This is a genomic window from Cryobacterium tagatosivorans (assembly GCF_004402215.1).
Classification (GTDB): Bacteria; Actinomycetota; Actinomycetes; order Actinomycetales; family Microbacteriaceae; genus Cryobacterium; species Cryobacterium tagatosivorans.
Genome location: NZ_SOEZ01000068.1, coordinates 1 through 13064 on the forward strand (window position 1 = coordinate 1; position 13064 = coordinate 13064).

12 protein-coding genes and 3 pseudogenes are annotated in these 13064 nt (G+C 66.0%); 13 read left to right on the forward strand and 2 right to left on the reverse strand.

Going from position 1 to position 13064, the window contains the following annotated elements:
* The 11 genes and pseudogenes from E3O23_RS13845 to E3O23_RS13895 all read left to right on the forward strand — a co-directional run.
* A pseudogene (locus tag E3O23_RS13845) lies at window positions 1-516 on the forward strand (IS3 family transposase); the annotation flags it as partial.
* Window positions 517-693: 177 nt separating this feature from the next.
* Entirely contained in the window at window positions 694-942 is a 249-nt protein-coding gene (locus E3O23_RS13850; RefSeq protein ID WP_134491945.1) for a type II toxin-antitoxin system Phd/YefM family antitoxin, read from the forward strand.
* Complete coding sequence (locus E3O23_RS13855) at window positions 943-1203, forward strand: type II toxin-antitoxin system RelE family toxin (protein ID WP_134491947.1); 261 nt, start codon at window positions 943-945, stop codon at window positions 1201-1203. It abuts the gene before it with no gap.
* 86 nt (window positions 1204-1289) lie between these two features.
* Window positions 1290-1934: a helix-turn-helix domain-containing protein gene (locus E3O23_RS13860; protein ID WP_134491949.1), complete on the forward strand. Its 645-nt coding sequence runs from the start codon at window positions 1290-1292 to the stop codon at window positions 1932-1934.
* Window positions 1931-2659: a hypothetical protein gene (locus E3O23_RS13865; RefSeq protein ID WP_134491951.1), complete on the forward strand. Its 729-nt coding sequence runs from the start codon at window positions 1931-1933 to the stop codon at window positions 2657-2659. The genes E3O23_RS13860 and E3O23_RS13865 overlap by 4 nt, the downstream gene beginning before the upstream one ends.
* Before the next feature lie 209 nt (window positions 2660-2868).
* Entirely contained in the window at window positions 2869-3834 is a 966-nt protein-coding gene (locus E3O23_RS13870; RefSeq protein WP_134491953.1) for a hypothetical protein, read from the forward strand.
* Window positions 3835-3843: 9 nt separating this feature from the next.
* Window positions 3844-4894: pseudogene (locus E3O23_RS13875) on the forward strand (IS701 family transposase).
* Window positions 4895-5312: 418 nt separating this feature from the next.
* Window positions 5313-7739: a response regulator gene (locus tag E3O23_RS13880; RefSeq protein WP_134491955.1), complete on the forward strand. Its 2427-nt coding sequence runs from the start codon at window positions 5313-5315 to the stop codon at window positions 7737-7739.
* Window positions 7736-9334: an ATP-binding protein gene (locus tag E3O23_RS13885; protein ID WP_166790513.1), complete on the forward strand. Its 1599-nt coding sequence runs from the start codon at window positions 7736-7738 to the stop codon at window positions 9332-9334. The genes E3O23_RS13880 and E3O23_RS13885 overlap by 4 nt, the downstream gene beginning before the upstream one ends.
* Window positions 9331-9708: a response regulator gene (locus E3O23_RS13890; protein ID WP_092324988.1), complete on the forward strand. Its 378-nt coding sequence runs from the start codon at window positions 9331-9333 to the stop codon at window positions 9706-9708. The genes E3O23_RS13885 and E3O23_RS13890 overlap by 4 nt, the downstream gene beginning before the upstream one ends.
* Complete coding sequence (locus E3O23_RS13895; protein WP_134475680.1) at window positions 9705-9998, forward strand: hypothetical protein; 294 nt, start codon at window positions 9705-9707, stop codon at window positions 9996-9998. The genes E3O23_RS13890 and E3O23_RS13895 overlap by 4 nt, the downstream gene beginning before the upstream one ends.
* Before the next feature lie 185 nt (window positions 9999-10183).
* Here the strand turns inward: E3O23_RS13895 and E3O23_RS13900 are convergent, their stop codons facing one another.
* Entirely contained in the window at window positions 10184-10420 is a 237-nt protein-coding gene (locus tag E3O23_RS13900) for a hypothetical protein (RefSeq protein WP_134491959.1), read from the reverse strand.
* Between the two features lie 574 nt (window positions 10421-10994).
* Window positions 10995-11321, reverse strand: a complete 327-nt coding sequence (locus E3O23_RS13905; RefSeq protein ID WP_134491961.1) for a hypothetical protein — start codon at window positions 11319-11321, stop codon at window positions 10995-10997.
* Between the two features lie 19 nt (window positions 11322-11340).
* Between E3O23_RS13905 and E3O23_RS13910 the strand changes: the two genes are divergently transcribed.
* Window positions 11341-11643: a hypothetical protein gene (locus E3O23_RS13910; RefSeq protein ID WP_134475683.1), complete on the forward strand. Its 303-nt coding sequence runs from the start codon at window positions 11341-11343 to the stop codon at window positions 11641-11643.
* A 294-nt stretch (window positions 11644-11937) separates the two neighbouring features.
* Window positions 11938-12982: pseudogene (locus E3O23_RS18580) on the forward strand (IS30 family transposase); the annotation flags it as partial.
* Between the last annotated feature and the right edge of the window lie 82 nt (window positions 12983-13064).

Consider the following 13064-nt stretch of genomic DNA (forward strand, 5'->3'; position numbering starts at 1 on the left):
TGATCTCGTGAAGCGGAAGTTCACCGCGACACGCCCGAACCAGCTGTGGCTGACCGACATCACCGAACACCGAACCGATGAGGGCAAGCTCTACCTCTGAGCGATCAAGGACGTCTACTCGAACAAGATCGTCGGCTACTCGATCGATTCGCGGATGAAGGCGTCCCTGGCCGTCGCCGCGGCCCGGAACGCGATCGGCCAGCGCACCATCGACGGCACGATCCTGCATTCCGACCGCGGGTCCCAATTTCGCTCCAACGCCTTCCTGCGGGTGCTGAAGAACAACGGCATCACCGGGTCGATGGGGCGCGTGGGCGCTTGCGGCGACAACGCCGCGATGGAGTCGTTCTTCGCGCTCCTGCAGAAGAACGTCCTCGACCGGCAGCGCTGGGCNTGCGCCTCGCGATCGTTGTCTGGATCGAGCGGACCTACCACCGGAAGCGCCGGCAACGCCGCCTTGGCAAGCTCACCCCGATCGAGTTTGAGACAATACACATGGCCCTCACGGCCGCCTGAAACCACTAACCCCTTGAGTCAACTGAACTCGGGGCAGTCCCCGTGTGCCTCAGTGGTCCGTTGCGGGCCTCGAAAAAGCTCAGTACGGCTTCCTCCGGAGCGAGCCGGGCCCTCGCCCGTAACCCCGGCGGAGCTGAGCACCTGTACATTTGACCGATCAGAATGTACATTAGAAGCATGTCAACCGTTACCGTCACCGCCGCCCGGAGCATCCTCCCGGAGCTGATCGAACGCGCCCGCGAGGAAGCTATCTTCCTCGAGCGACGCGGGACGGTGGAAGCTGTAGTCGTCAGCCCGGCCCAATACGAGCGCATGATGGATGCGCTGGAAGACGCTGCGGATGTAGCTGCGTTCGACGTGGCCATGGCTGAAGAGGGCGAGAACATTCCCTGGGCGCAGGTCAAAGCCGATCTCGGCTGGAACTGAGTGGGCAAGTACCGAATCGAGGTTCGGCCAGCCGCGCTCAAGGCTTTGCGCAGCATCCACCCGACGGATCAGGCTCGCATCCACGGCGCGATCGCCCTCCTCGGCGAGGATCCTCGCCCGCCTGGCGCAAAAGCCCTTCAAGGCCGCCCCGGCCTCCGGGTTCGTGTCGGCAACTATCGCATCATCTACACCGTCGACGAGGGCGTGCTCCTGGTTGTAGTCGTAACGCTCGGCCATCGCAGCGACGTCTACGAGGTGTAGCCGGCGGGTCTGGACCGCCGGTCACAGAGCTGCTGCGCAACCGAACCCACTTGTCACAAGCCTTTCAGCGGTTGTACCCTTGTGACATGTTGAGTGTGAAAGAGTATGCCGCCCGCCAGGGCATCTCGGTGGCGCGCGTGCACCAGCTGATCCGCGAGGGCAAGGTCGATGCCCAGAAGATCGGCTCGAGTTGGGTCATCGACGAGTCAGAGCTCCGCCGGGAGCCCCCGCTCTCCCGCCCGCTGAGCCCAGCCAACGCATGGTCGTTCGTCTACCTGCTGTCGGGCGTCGAACCCGAGAACATGGAGGCGAAAGCTCGTTGGCTCCTATACCGCAAGCGCGCTGACCTGGCAGAGAGCAACGCACCGGCCCCGCTCCTTGCCAGCTGGCTCCGGAAGCGGGCCCCGGTCCTTGCGTTGCATGCCAACGCTGCTGATCTAGCTGATCTCCGCAACGATGAACGTGTCCTCCTCTCCGGCATCAGTGATGACCGTGCTGGTCTCAGCAGCGAGCATGAGGTCGAAGGCTATGTCGACCCCGAGCTCTCCAAACAGCTGATCCGCGAGTACCTGTTGGTGGAGGCGAAGAACGCGAATGTGTGGCTTCATCTAGCTCGCGTCCAAGCTGACGCCGACGGGCGAGCGCCACTGGGTCTGGTCCTCGCTGACCTCGCTGACCGTGCTGGGCCACGCGAAAGCCAGCGGGTCAAAGAGCTGCTGAGCAACCGATGACCGTCATCGAAATGCCGGTACTCGGTAACAAGTCTTCGCTGGCCTGGCACGCCCTCTTCGACCTGGCCGAGAAGGTGCCGAACCACTGGTGCCTGGTCGGCGGCCAGATGGTGCACCTCTGGTGCATTGAACGCGGCACCACACCGAACCGGCCGACCGACGACGCGGACGCCGTCTTGGATGTGCGCGCGCAGCCCACCATCCTCCATCAGGTTACCAAGGCCCTCGTTGACATCGGCTTCGAGTCCGCCGGCGAAAGCCCCGAAGGCCATCAGCATCGGTGGGTGCGCGGTGACGCCACCATCGACGTCTTCATCCCCGAACACGTCGGTGAGAGGGCAGCAGCCCGGCGCGGCGTCACCGGCGGCACCACCCTGGAAGCCCGAGGATCCAATCAAGCACTCGACCGGTCTGAGCGAGTCACCGTCCTTCATGACGGGCGTCAGGCGCAGATCTGGCGGCCGAACCTGCTCGGAGCGCTCGTCCTCAAAGCTGCCGCGTACACCGTCCCGCTTGACCAGGGCGTCAAACGGCACCTCATAGACTTCGCTGTGCTCACCACCCTCATCGCCCGTGGCGACCTGCTGGCGGCGCAGATAACCAAGCGGGACCGCGAGCGGCTCAAGAACGCAGTCGGGGCCATCCGCATGGACGGGACCATCATCCCTGCCATCGACGGGTCCGACCTCGGAATCGAACGGCTGCTCGTCGCGCTGAGCGCGTAGCAAGGCGGCCGGTGGCCGGCCGGGCCGGCCACGCGGCGTGGCCGGGCGACTCGAAGAGGTCTCCTACCCCTTTTTCTGCGCAGCCTCATCTCACTTCAAGGGGGTGGTTTTTACCCCCGATAATCGCACTTATCCCTACTATGGGTGGTCAGGCCCATTTTCCGGGTTTGGGTTCGAAACCGGGGAAAGTGAGGCTCTGGAGGCACCAGGTGACGCTGACTCAGCGGCATCCCCGGCACAGACAACGTTGGAGCCCCGCGTGCACGGTGCGGCGTGAAGATTGGTCTGACGCCGGACGCGATGTTGTTGAGCTGCGCGATATGGTCGAGTCATGGGCGAGTTCGACCAAGCCAGGCTTCGAGTTGAACGCGCGCGTCAGCATGGCCGAGGTCTGGAGCGCGTATCTAGCGCCACACCCATTCGACTTCTCACTCGTTCGCGAAACCCCCACCCGTTACGTCATGCGCATTTCGCAAACGAAGCCTATGCCTCCCGAATTATCAGTGATCTTCGGCGAATGGCTGTTCAACATGCGCAGCGCCCTTGACTACACCATCTGGGCGACGGCTGTTCACACATCTGGACAGATGCCGCCACCAGGCGAGGGCGGACTTCAGTATCCGATTTACGACGAAGAGGCGTCATGGGGCAGGAATGAATGGCGCCTGAATCCGTTGGGTAAGCATCATCGGGAAATGCTACACATGATGCAGCCTTTCAAGTCCGACTTGGATGCCAATTACCTCGGTTGGATCAATCGATTGGCTCGAATAGACAGGCATCGACGCTTGACGATTTGGACCGCCCGGTTGGGAGAGATTAATCCGATCGTCAGAGTCCCAAGTGGGAGTATGCCTCATCTTGAATGGGGCCAAAAAGTATTCGACGCCGGGATATGCGACATGGCGCGCATGACTTTCCGCTCCGTGTCCGATGCTGACGAGGTCGAGTTCAACCCCCGATGTGCCATTGATCCAGAGATCGCCGAGTGGTCCGAATCCAGCTTTTGGGGCCGCATTCGATTCTCCGAGCGGCTGAACTTGATGCAGGTTTTCGTTAGCGCCGAAATTGACCTGTATGAATACGATTGCACGGGGGAGGCGCCTAGTACTACAGTCGCGTTTATTTTATTGTCTTCGGCGTGTTTCGGACGATTTCTGGCGTTCCCGTGTTGATCCTTGCGGGTGGGCGATGATGTTTGTGTGGCAGAGGTACAGGAGTGGGCTGACGGGTTGGAGGAGATCCGTGAGCTGATCGGGCCGCGTTTTGCCCGGTCAGAGCCGTGGGAGAACGCGGTGGACTATCTGCGCGGGCTTCTCTCGGGCCAGGAACGGAAGAATTCCTGGACGCTCTCTGAGCAGGCCGGTCAGGCTGTTCCGGACCGGATGCAGCGTCTTTTGTCGACGACCGACTGGGATCCTGACGCGGTGCGCGATGATCTGCGGTCTTACGTCGTCAAGCACCTCGGCGCGGCCGAGGGTGTGTTGATCGTGGACGAGACCGGGTTCTTGAAGAAAGGAAAGCGTTCCGCCGGGGTCGCCAGGCAGTACTCCGGGACTGCCGGACGGATCGAGAATTCCCAGATCGGCGTGTTCCTGACCTACTCGAGCCCAGCGGGGCGGACGTTCCTGGATCGAGAGCTTTACCTGCCCAAGGCTTGGACCGATGACCGGGAACGTTGCGATGCTGCCGGGATCCCCGCCGATCGTGAGTTCAAGACGAAACCAGAGCTGGCCGTGGACATGCTTGCCGGGGCGCTGGACGCGGGCGTGCCGGCCCGGTGGGTGACTGGCGACGCGGTCTACGGGCAGTACTACAAACTCCGCAAAGCACTCGAGGATCGGGGTGTGTTCTACGTCCTCGCGGTGCCGATGAATCAGCGTGTCATCGCCAAGAGAACGGGGCGTGTGCCGGGCGGCGAATGGCGGGCCGACGAACTGATCGCCTCGCTGCCCGCGACCGCGTGGCGGACTCGCTCCGCCGGTAACGGCTCGAAAGGTGATCGCCGCTACGGTTGCCCTGGCCGACCTCGCCCGGGCCGCCGGAGCCCGCTGGGCCATCGAGGAGAGCTTCCAGGCCAGCAAAGGCCAAACCGGCCTGGATCATTACCAGGTGCGTCAATACACAGGCTGGTATCGGCACATCACCCTCTCGATGCTCGCGCACGCGTTCCTGACCGTCACCCGGTCAAAAAAGGGGGCCAACATCCAGACGACAGCGACCTCATCACCCTGAGCCTGCCCGAAATCAGGCACCTCCTCGTCTGCCTGGTCTTCACCCAGCCAGCGAACCCCGAACGCGTCCTGAGCCGCTCACGCTGGCGACGCCGACATCAACAAACCGCGAAACGACATCATTATCGAACCCGCGGACACACCCCATAAACACGACTGTAGTACTAGGCCAGATCGACATGCGGAGGCACCGCAACGATCAGGCCCGCGCCCACGAGGCCTACTGGGAATAACACCGGAGCGGCCCGGGCACTCCGCCCGGGCCGCCGCTACCACCTCGTCAGAACCGCGCTACCAACTACGTGGACTGGCGCTACCATCAAGCGCTACTCGCCATGTAGAGTTCAACAGGCACCACGCAGTCGCTCCAGTCCTGCGCCGGAAGGCCGTAGGGGGAGTTATTGACCGGGAGTAACCCGATGACGGGTAGGGCAGTAGCCGACGACCGGGGCGCGGTGCTCGTCGTCGATGACGACGAGATGATCGTGGGCCTGGTCGCGCAAGGGCTCCTCGCAGCCGGCTACCGCGTCACGACGGCCTCCAGCGGCGCCGAGGCGCTGGAGAGACTGGCCGAGGCGGTCCCGGACGTCGTCGTCTCCGACGTCAACATGCCGGACATGGACGGCTTCACCCTCGTGCAGCGACTGCGCGAGGACTCCCGGCTGCGTTCCCTGCCCCTGTTGTTCCTCACCAGCCGCGCGGAGGCCGCGGACGTGGTGTCCGGCATGCGTCTCGGCGCGGACGACTACATCACCAAGCCCTTCGACCTGCCGGTCCTGGTCGCTCGCGTGGACGCCAAGCGGCTACGGCCGCCGTTGCCTGCTGACCGACTGCAGACTGACCGCCGCACGGGGCTGGCCTCGTCCGCGACGTTCATGGACGAGCTCGACCGGGAGCGCGAGCGGGCGCTGCGCAGTGGCCGCTCGGGGCACTTGGCACTGCTCGGGCTGAACGAGTCCGGGAGCATCCGTGCGCGCTTCGGGGAGCGCGGGGTCGACGAGGTGTTGCGGCAGGTCGCCGATGTGCTCGGCGCCGTGGTCACGCCGCTGGAGACGGCCGGCCGTACCCCCGATGGCGGCTTCGGGCTGCTGCTGCCGGAGACGTCGTCGGACGACGTGCGCGACCTGCTGCAGGGACTCTCCGAACGCCTCGCCGGCCGCCGCCTGGACGTCGAGGGCTCTAAGGTCAGCGTTACCCCGCTCGTCGGATACGTCCCGCTCGACGCCGTCCAGTCGGCCAAGCAGGCGGTCGAGCAGGCCGGCGCGGCGCTCGAGCACGCGCAGATGCACCTCGATCTGCGGCCGATCGCGTACCGTCCCGAGATGCTCGCCGAGGCTGCGGCACCGCGCCAGCCTCGGCCGCTTCTCGAGCGGCTGCGCACGCCGTTCCAGGTCGCGCTGACGTTCGTCATAGGCATTGTGCTGCCGTACTTCGTCTACCTGTTGGCTGACCGCGCGGGTTTCGACATCACACCGTTCGCCTACCTCGTCGTCGTCTTCTCGCTGCTGGTGACAGGGATCGCGATCTGGGTCGAAGGACTGCTCGCCCTGAACCCGGCGCAGCCGCCTCCCGCACCAGAGGAGCAGGACGGCGGTCCGGCGTACCCGCCTGCGAGTGCCGTCATCGCGGCGTACCTGCCGAATGAGGCCGCCACCGTCCTGGAGACCGTCGAGGCCTTCCTGAGGGTGAACTACCCCGGCGACCTGCAGGTCGTGCTTGCCTACAACTCGCCCGTCCCGCTCCCGGTAGAGCGCGTCCTCGGCGAGCTCGCGCAGCGCGAGACGCGCTTCACTCTGCTCAAGGTGGAGGGGAGCACGTCCAAGGCGCAGAACGTCAACGCCGCCCTACAGATCGTCACTGGTGAGTTCACTGGTGTCTTCGATGCCGACCACCTGCCCGCGGCAGACAGCTTCGTGCGCGCCTACCGCTGGATGGCCGATGGGTACGACGTCGTGCAGGGCCACCCGGTGGTACGAAACGGCGACGTCTCCTGGGTGGCGCGCACCGTAGCGGTCGAGTTCGAGATGATCTACGCAGTCAGCCACCCCGGCCGGGCGAAGCTGCACCAGTTCGGCATCTTCGGCGGGTCAAACGGCTACTGGCGCACGCAGCTGCTGCGCGAGACGCGCTTCCGCGGCTCGATGCTCACCGAGGACATCGACTCTGCCCTGCGGGTCGTCGAAGCCGGCTACCGGATCGGCTCCGACCCGTACCTCATCAGCCGCGAGTTGGCGCCGACGACGCTGCAGGCACTGTGGAACCAGCGGATGCGCTGGGCGCAAGGGTGGTTCCAGGTGTCCCTGGGCCACCTCTTCGGGGCGCTGCGCAACCCCGGGCTCACGCCCAGACAGCGGTTCGGCTTCTTCTTCCTGCTGGGCTGGCGCGAGGTCTACCCCTGGCTGAGCGTCCAAATGTTCCCGCTCATCGCCTTCTACGCCCATCGCGCCGGCGGGCCGCAGCACCTCGACTGGTTCGTCCCGGTGTTCGTCCTCACGACCATCTTCACGCTCAGCGTCGGGCCGTGGCAGACGTTGTTCGCGTATCGCCAGGCCGATCCGGAGATCCGCTCCCGCACGGCGTGGTTCTGGCTGTACCTTGTGGTTGCCTCGGTCTTCTACACCGAGTACAAGAACGTCATCGCACGCGTCGCGCAGGTGAAGCAAGCCATGCGCGAGAAGGCCTGGAAGGTGACGCCCCGGGCCGCCGGGACAGGGGGGGCGCCGGAGGGCGGACTCACCGCGCAGGCTGTCGGTCCAGCGGCCAACGACCCCGAGCACCCGGCGGACGAGCCGCTGGTCCCGCCGCCGCTGCCCCACCACACGACTTCCCCAAGCCGTACGTCGTGACCACCTCACGCGAGCACACCCGCGTCAAGGCGCTGCGGGCGCTAGGGCTGCTCGACCAGCCGGGCCAGGAGCGCTTCCGCCGGATCGTGGATCGTGCGAAGCATCTGCTGGACGTGCCGGTGGTCTACATCAATCTCGTCGACGAGACGCGGCTGTGGGTCGTGGCCTGCACCGGACAGACCGACCCCGCGCTGGATCACGACGCGTCGTTCTGCCACTTCGTCGTCGTCGACGACGCCCCGGTGCTCGTCGGCGACGCATCCACGGACCCGCGATTCTGTGACAATCCGCTCGTCGTCGGCCCTCCCCGCCTGCGCGCCTACGCCGGCTACCCGCTGCGCTGGGACGGGCAGGCTGTGGGAACGCTATGCGCCTTCGACGTCGTGCCGCGCACGTGGAGCCGCGCGGACCTGGAAGTCCTGGCCGACATGTCCGCCTGGGCCGAGCTCGAGCTCGGCGCCGAGGAGGTGCAGCGCCGGCTGGCTGCCGCTGAGCTGGCACAGCGGCTCACAGACTCCGTACTGCGTTCGGCGGGCGACGGGATCTGCGCGACGGACGGGGAGGGCCGGCTGGCGCTCGTCAACCCCGCGGCGTGCGACCTGCTCGCGGCACCGGCCGAAAAACTGCTTGGCCAGCCGCTGCACGAGTTGCTGCACCCCCAGGACAGCTCGTGCTACGACGACGACTGTGCGCTCGGCGCGGCGCTGCGCGACGAGCAGGTGCTCGTCGGCGTGGACGACGCCTTCCGTCGGCAGGACGGTGAGGTCTTCCTGGTGCAGCTTTCGTTTGCGCCGTTGCGGCAGGACGACCGGACAGCCGGCGCAGTGCTGGTCTTCCAAGACGTCAGCCAGCGGCGGGAGGTGGAGCGGCTCAAGGACGAGTTCGTCTCGGTGGTGAGCCATGAGCTGCGCACCCCGCTGACCTCGATGCGCGGCTCGCTCGGCCTCCTCGCTGCCGGGGTCGTCGCCGAACTGCCGCCCGAGGCGCAGTCGCTTGTCGACATCGCCCTCACCAACACCGACAGGCTCAGTCGGCTCGTGGCCGACATCCTCGATCTCGAGCGCCTGTCCGCGGGGCACATGCACGTCGTGCGCCGTCCTCACCGGCTGAGCGACCTGGTCGCGCTGGCGCTCGCAGCCGTAGAAGGGATGGCCGCTCAGGCCGGCGTCCGACTGGAGCAGGAGACCTCCGACGACATCTGCTGGGGCGATGCCGACCGACTCGCCCAGGTGCTCGTCAACCTCCTGGGCAACGCCGTCCGCTTCAGCCACTCCGGCAGCGCGGTCCGCGTCACCGCCCGGATGCGAGAGGGTGAGATCCGCTTCGAGGTGTGCGACAAGGGCCGTGGCATCCCGCCCGACCGGGTCGAGCAGATCTTCGAGCGCTTCGCGCAGGTCGACGTGAGCGACGCCCGCGAGAAGCAGGGCAGCGGCCTCGGGCTCGCCATCTGCCAAAGCATCGTGCATGCGCACGGCGGCCGCATCGACGTCGACAGCATCCTCGGGCAGGGCTCCACGTTCACGGTCGTGCTGCCGCAGCGCAGGCCGCGGAACGGGCCGTGGCCCGGCCCCCTCCGGCGCAAGGAGGAGACGTGACGCGCTGCGTGCTTGTCGTCGACGACGAGCCGGACATCCGCGCAGTCGCCCGACTCAGCCTTGAGCGAGTCGGTGGCCTGCGGGTGATCGAGGCGTCCTCCGGTATGGAGGCGCTGGATATAGTTGCCGCCTCCCAGCCGGACGCCGTCCTTCTCGACGTGATGATGCCCCGCGTCGACGGCCCGACAACGTATGCGCTGCTGCAGGCCGACCCGCGCACCCGCGACATCCCGGTACTCCTGCTCACGGCCCGGGCCGATGCCACCGAGCGAGAGCGGTGGCTGGCCGAGGGCGTGCGTGGCGTGCTGGCGAAGCCCTTCGACCCGATGGAGCTGCCGCGTCTGGTGTCCGAGTCGCTGGGATGGGGACCGTGACCGACGCGGTCGACGGTTTCCTCGCCGAGATGTGGGAGCGGTACGGGTACCTCGCCGACCAGCGCGTCGCGGCACTCGAGCGGTACGTCGAAGCCGGAGGTGGAGACCGCTCGGGCGATGTGCTGGCCGACGAGGCCGAGTCCGCCGCCCACAAGCTCGTCGGCGCGTTGGGCAGCTACCGCCGGCCCGGATCGGAGCAGGCCGCGGTTGTCGAGCGGCTGGTGCAGTCGCGCGCTCCGCTCGACGAGGTGGCTGCGGCCGTGCGCGAGCTACGCCGGCTCGTCGGCTGAGGCCCAGCGTCGGCGCAGCCTCAACGGCGGCTCCTGAGCTGGTTCATGACCCCAATGCCAGGGCCCACGGCGTCGGCCAGCCATTCCCAAACGCCACTCCCCCGAGACTCCGGAACTTCGGCGAATTGTAGCCAACCTACGTCCGTGGACGTCCCGCTGACGAACCGTTGCTTAGGTGCTGGCGATCACAGCGCTTCGGTGAATCGGGCGAGCAGCCGGATGAGGTTGATGTAGTCGTCAGGCGGGAGAGCATTCTGAACTTGCCGCCGGACTCGATCGACGACGGGCGTGAGGTCCGTCTGCGTCTGCGCATCGTCAGAAGTTAGCCGCAGGAGCCCGTCCTCTTCATGAACCCAACCGTGCCGTTCAAGTTCTGCCACGACGCCGTGGATCGTGTCGGGTGAGTCGAAGGACTTGAGCACGGTTTCCAGGTCCGTCAGACTGGTGTTGTACGTCTCCCGGGGTGACGAGGTAGGCGTCTTCCCCGGTGACGATGGGTTTTAGCGCGACTGGATTTGGTGTCCAGTGGTCGGCGGCGTCAGGCTGACGATGCCCGGATAGACGAATGGCCCGGCGTGCAATCTTTGAGGATCACGCCGGGCCGTTCTAACGCGTAAAGGCGCGCTGATGCTCACGGTAAGTCATGATCCTGTTTCTGTCGAGTTGGACCTGCTGGTCGGGCGTATGACCTGCCCAGGTTGCGGGGGCCGGTTACGGCCGTGGGGGTGGGCTCGAGCGCGTTTTATTCGTGAGGGCCTCGGCCCGGATTGGGCGGGCCGGCGGCTCCGGACGCGGCGATCACGGTGCGTGGCGTGCCGAAGCACGCACGTGCTGCTGGAGGTGCGGTTGGCCGTCCGTCGGGCCGACACCGCCGAGGTGATCGCCGCGGCGATCGAGGCGAAGACCGCGCTGCGGTGGGGTCACCGGAGGATCGCGGTGGGGCCGCCCGCTCTCGACGGTGCGCGGCTGGCTGCGCGCGTTCGGCGCCTCAGCCTTTCAGATCAGTGGCCGGTTCACGGGTTTGTTGGTGCGGGATGCTCCCGACGCCGTGGTGCTCTGGCCGACACCGGCCGGCACCGTCACGGGTGAGGCGTTGTCGGCGTTGTCGGCGTTGATGGCGTATGCCGACGGTCTGGCCCGCCGGTTCACGGCGACCGTCACGGTGACGTGGGTGCAGGCCGGCATCGCCACGACGAATGGTCGGCTTTTCTGCCGGAGCTGGTGGGCCGCGGGTTCCAACACGAACCGGCCCTTACGCCCGAACCTCTCGGCCGGGAAGGGTGGCAGGAGCGCCTGCCACACCCCTGTGATCGGCGTGTTCACTGTTTGAGAGGACACCACCATGCCCGCAACCCCACCCGCACTCCCATCGGCATCGCCACGGGCATCACCGGCGGCGGCCGCCCAGTCGTTGCTCGTGCCGCCGGCCGGATCGCCGTCTGATTCGGCGGTGCGGCGGGACCGGACGGAGAAGATCGCGCTGTTTCGCTACCAACTCATCCGCGAAGCCGCCGACGACACCGTGACGACGCGTCAGCGCGGCCCGATGGTGAGAGCCCTCGCGGTGATGGTGCATCCGGGGCCGTTCGGTGGCACGGTGACGGTCTCCAAAGACACCATCGACCGGTGTGATGGCGCTCACTGAAATTCCCCAGTTCTGCCTTGGGTTCTAGCGATCGTCGCAACACTCACCATCCTGAGAGTTGCGACACCCATGCTCGAGACCCCGAAAACACCATCACCGCTCAGGATCTATCGCGAAGCCGAGAAGATCGAATTCCTTGAAGCATTCGAGCGACTTGGCAAGGTCAGCCTCGCCGCCCGCGAGGTCGGGCTTCATCCCGCCAGTTGCTACAGATGGCTGGTCGATGCCGGCATCGATGCCAAGAAACACAGCCGGGCCCGACGCGCGGAGTACTTTCGGCTCCGAGAGGCCGGCATCGCCCGCGTCGATGCCGCCCGACAGACCGGGCTGAACATTCGCACCGCGATCGACTGGGACCAGCGAATCGAACACGCCAGCAATCGCCGCGTCTACCCCGACGGTCGCGTCATCGACTACAACAAGGAAGTGCCTGTTCTCAGCGAAGCCCGTCAACGCCTGCTGCTTCCCCTCGTGGAAAGACAGCTGGATCCGCGGTACCTGTCGCTGGTCGACCGGGAGAAGATCCGCGACCTCTCCGCCACGGGCGCATCAATCCGTTCCATCGCCCGGACCCTGCTTCGGGCGCCGTCGACGATCAGCCGGGAGTTGCGCCGCAACCAGACCGACGCCGGCTCCTACGAGCCCTATGCGGCCCACCGCACTGCCGCGGAGCGCCGACCCCGCCCCAAGGACATCAAGCTGGTCAAGGGTTCACGATTGCGCGAATACGTGCAGAAGAAAGCTGCAGATCCGTTGGTCTCCCGAGCAAATCTGCCACGCTTTGATCAAGGAATATCCCGATGATCAGGAGATGCGAGTGTCACCCGAGACGATCTACCAGGCCCTTTACCTGCAATCACGCGGCGGGCTGAAGAAAGAGGTCCAGGCCGCGCTGCGCACCGGGCGCACTCGCCGGAAAGCGCAGAGCACCGGACAAGCCCGGCGCAGCAGATTCGCCGATCCGATGATCATGATCGCCGACCGCCCGCCTGAGATCGAAGACCGTGCCCTGCCCGGCCATTGGCAAGGAGACCTCATCACGGGGATGCTGAACCAGTCCGCGATCGGCACCCTAGTCGAGCGCACCACCCGGTATGTGATGCTCGTACACCTGCCCGAAAGCCACACCGCCGAAGCCGTCCGCGACGGCCTCGTGGCCGCCATCGGCACCCTTCCGGAACACCTCCGCGGGTCGCTGACCTGGGACCAGGGGTCCGAGATGGCGACCCACAAGTCATTCACCACGGCCACGGACATGCCCGTGTATTTCTGTGACCCGGCGAGCCCCTGGCAGCGCGGATCCAACGAGAACACCAACGGATTGCTGCGGCAGTACTTCCAGCTTGTTGAATAGGGGTAGGAATCGTGGGTCTGCAGCCCATTGTTCTCAGATCGTGGCAGGCCTCGCTCGAGTACTTCCT

Excerpts from the sequence above, each read along its gene's own strand:
- E3O23_RS13850 (WP_134491945.1), top strand. The coding sequence starts at position 694 with ATGTCAACCGTTACCGTCACCGCCGCCCGGAGCATCCTCCCGGAGCTG.
- E3O23_RS13860 (WP_134491949.1), top strand. The coding sequence starts at position 1,290 with ATGTTGAGTGTGAAAGAGTATGCCGCCCGCCAGGGCATCTCGGTGGCG.
- E3O23_RS13865 (WP_134491951.1), top strand. The coding sequence starts at position 1,931 with ATGACCGTCATCGAAATGCCGGTACTCGGTAACAAGTCTTCGCTGGCC.
- E3O23_RS13880 (WP_134491955.1), top strand. The coding sequence starts at position 5,313 with ATGACGGGTAGGGCAGTAGCCGACGACCGGGGCGCGGTGCTCGTCGTC.
- E3O23_RS13910 (WP_134475683.1), top strand. The coding sequence starts at position 11,341 with ATGCCCGCAACCCCACCCGCACTCCCATCGGCATCGCCACGGGCATCA.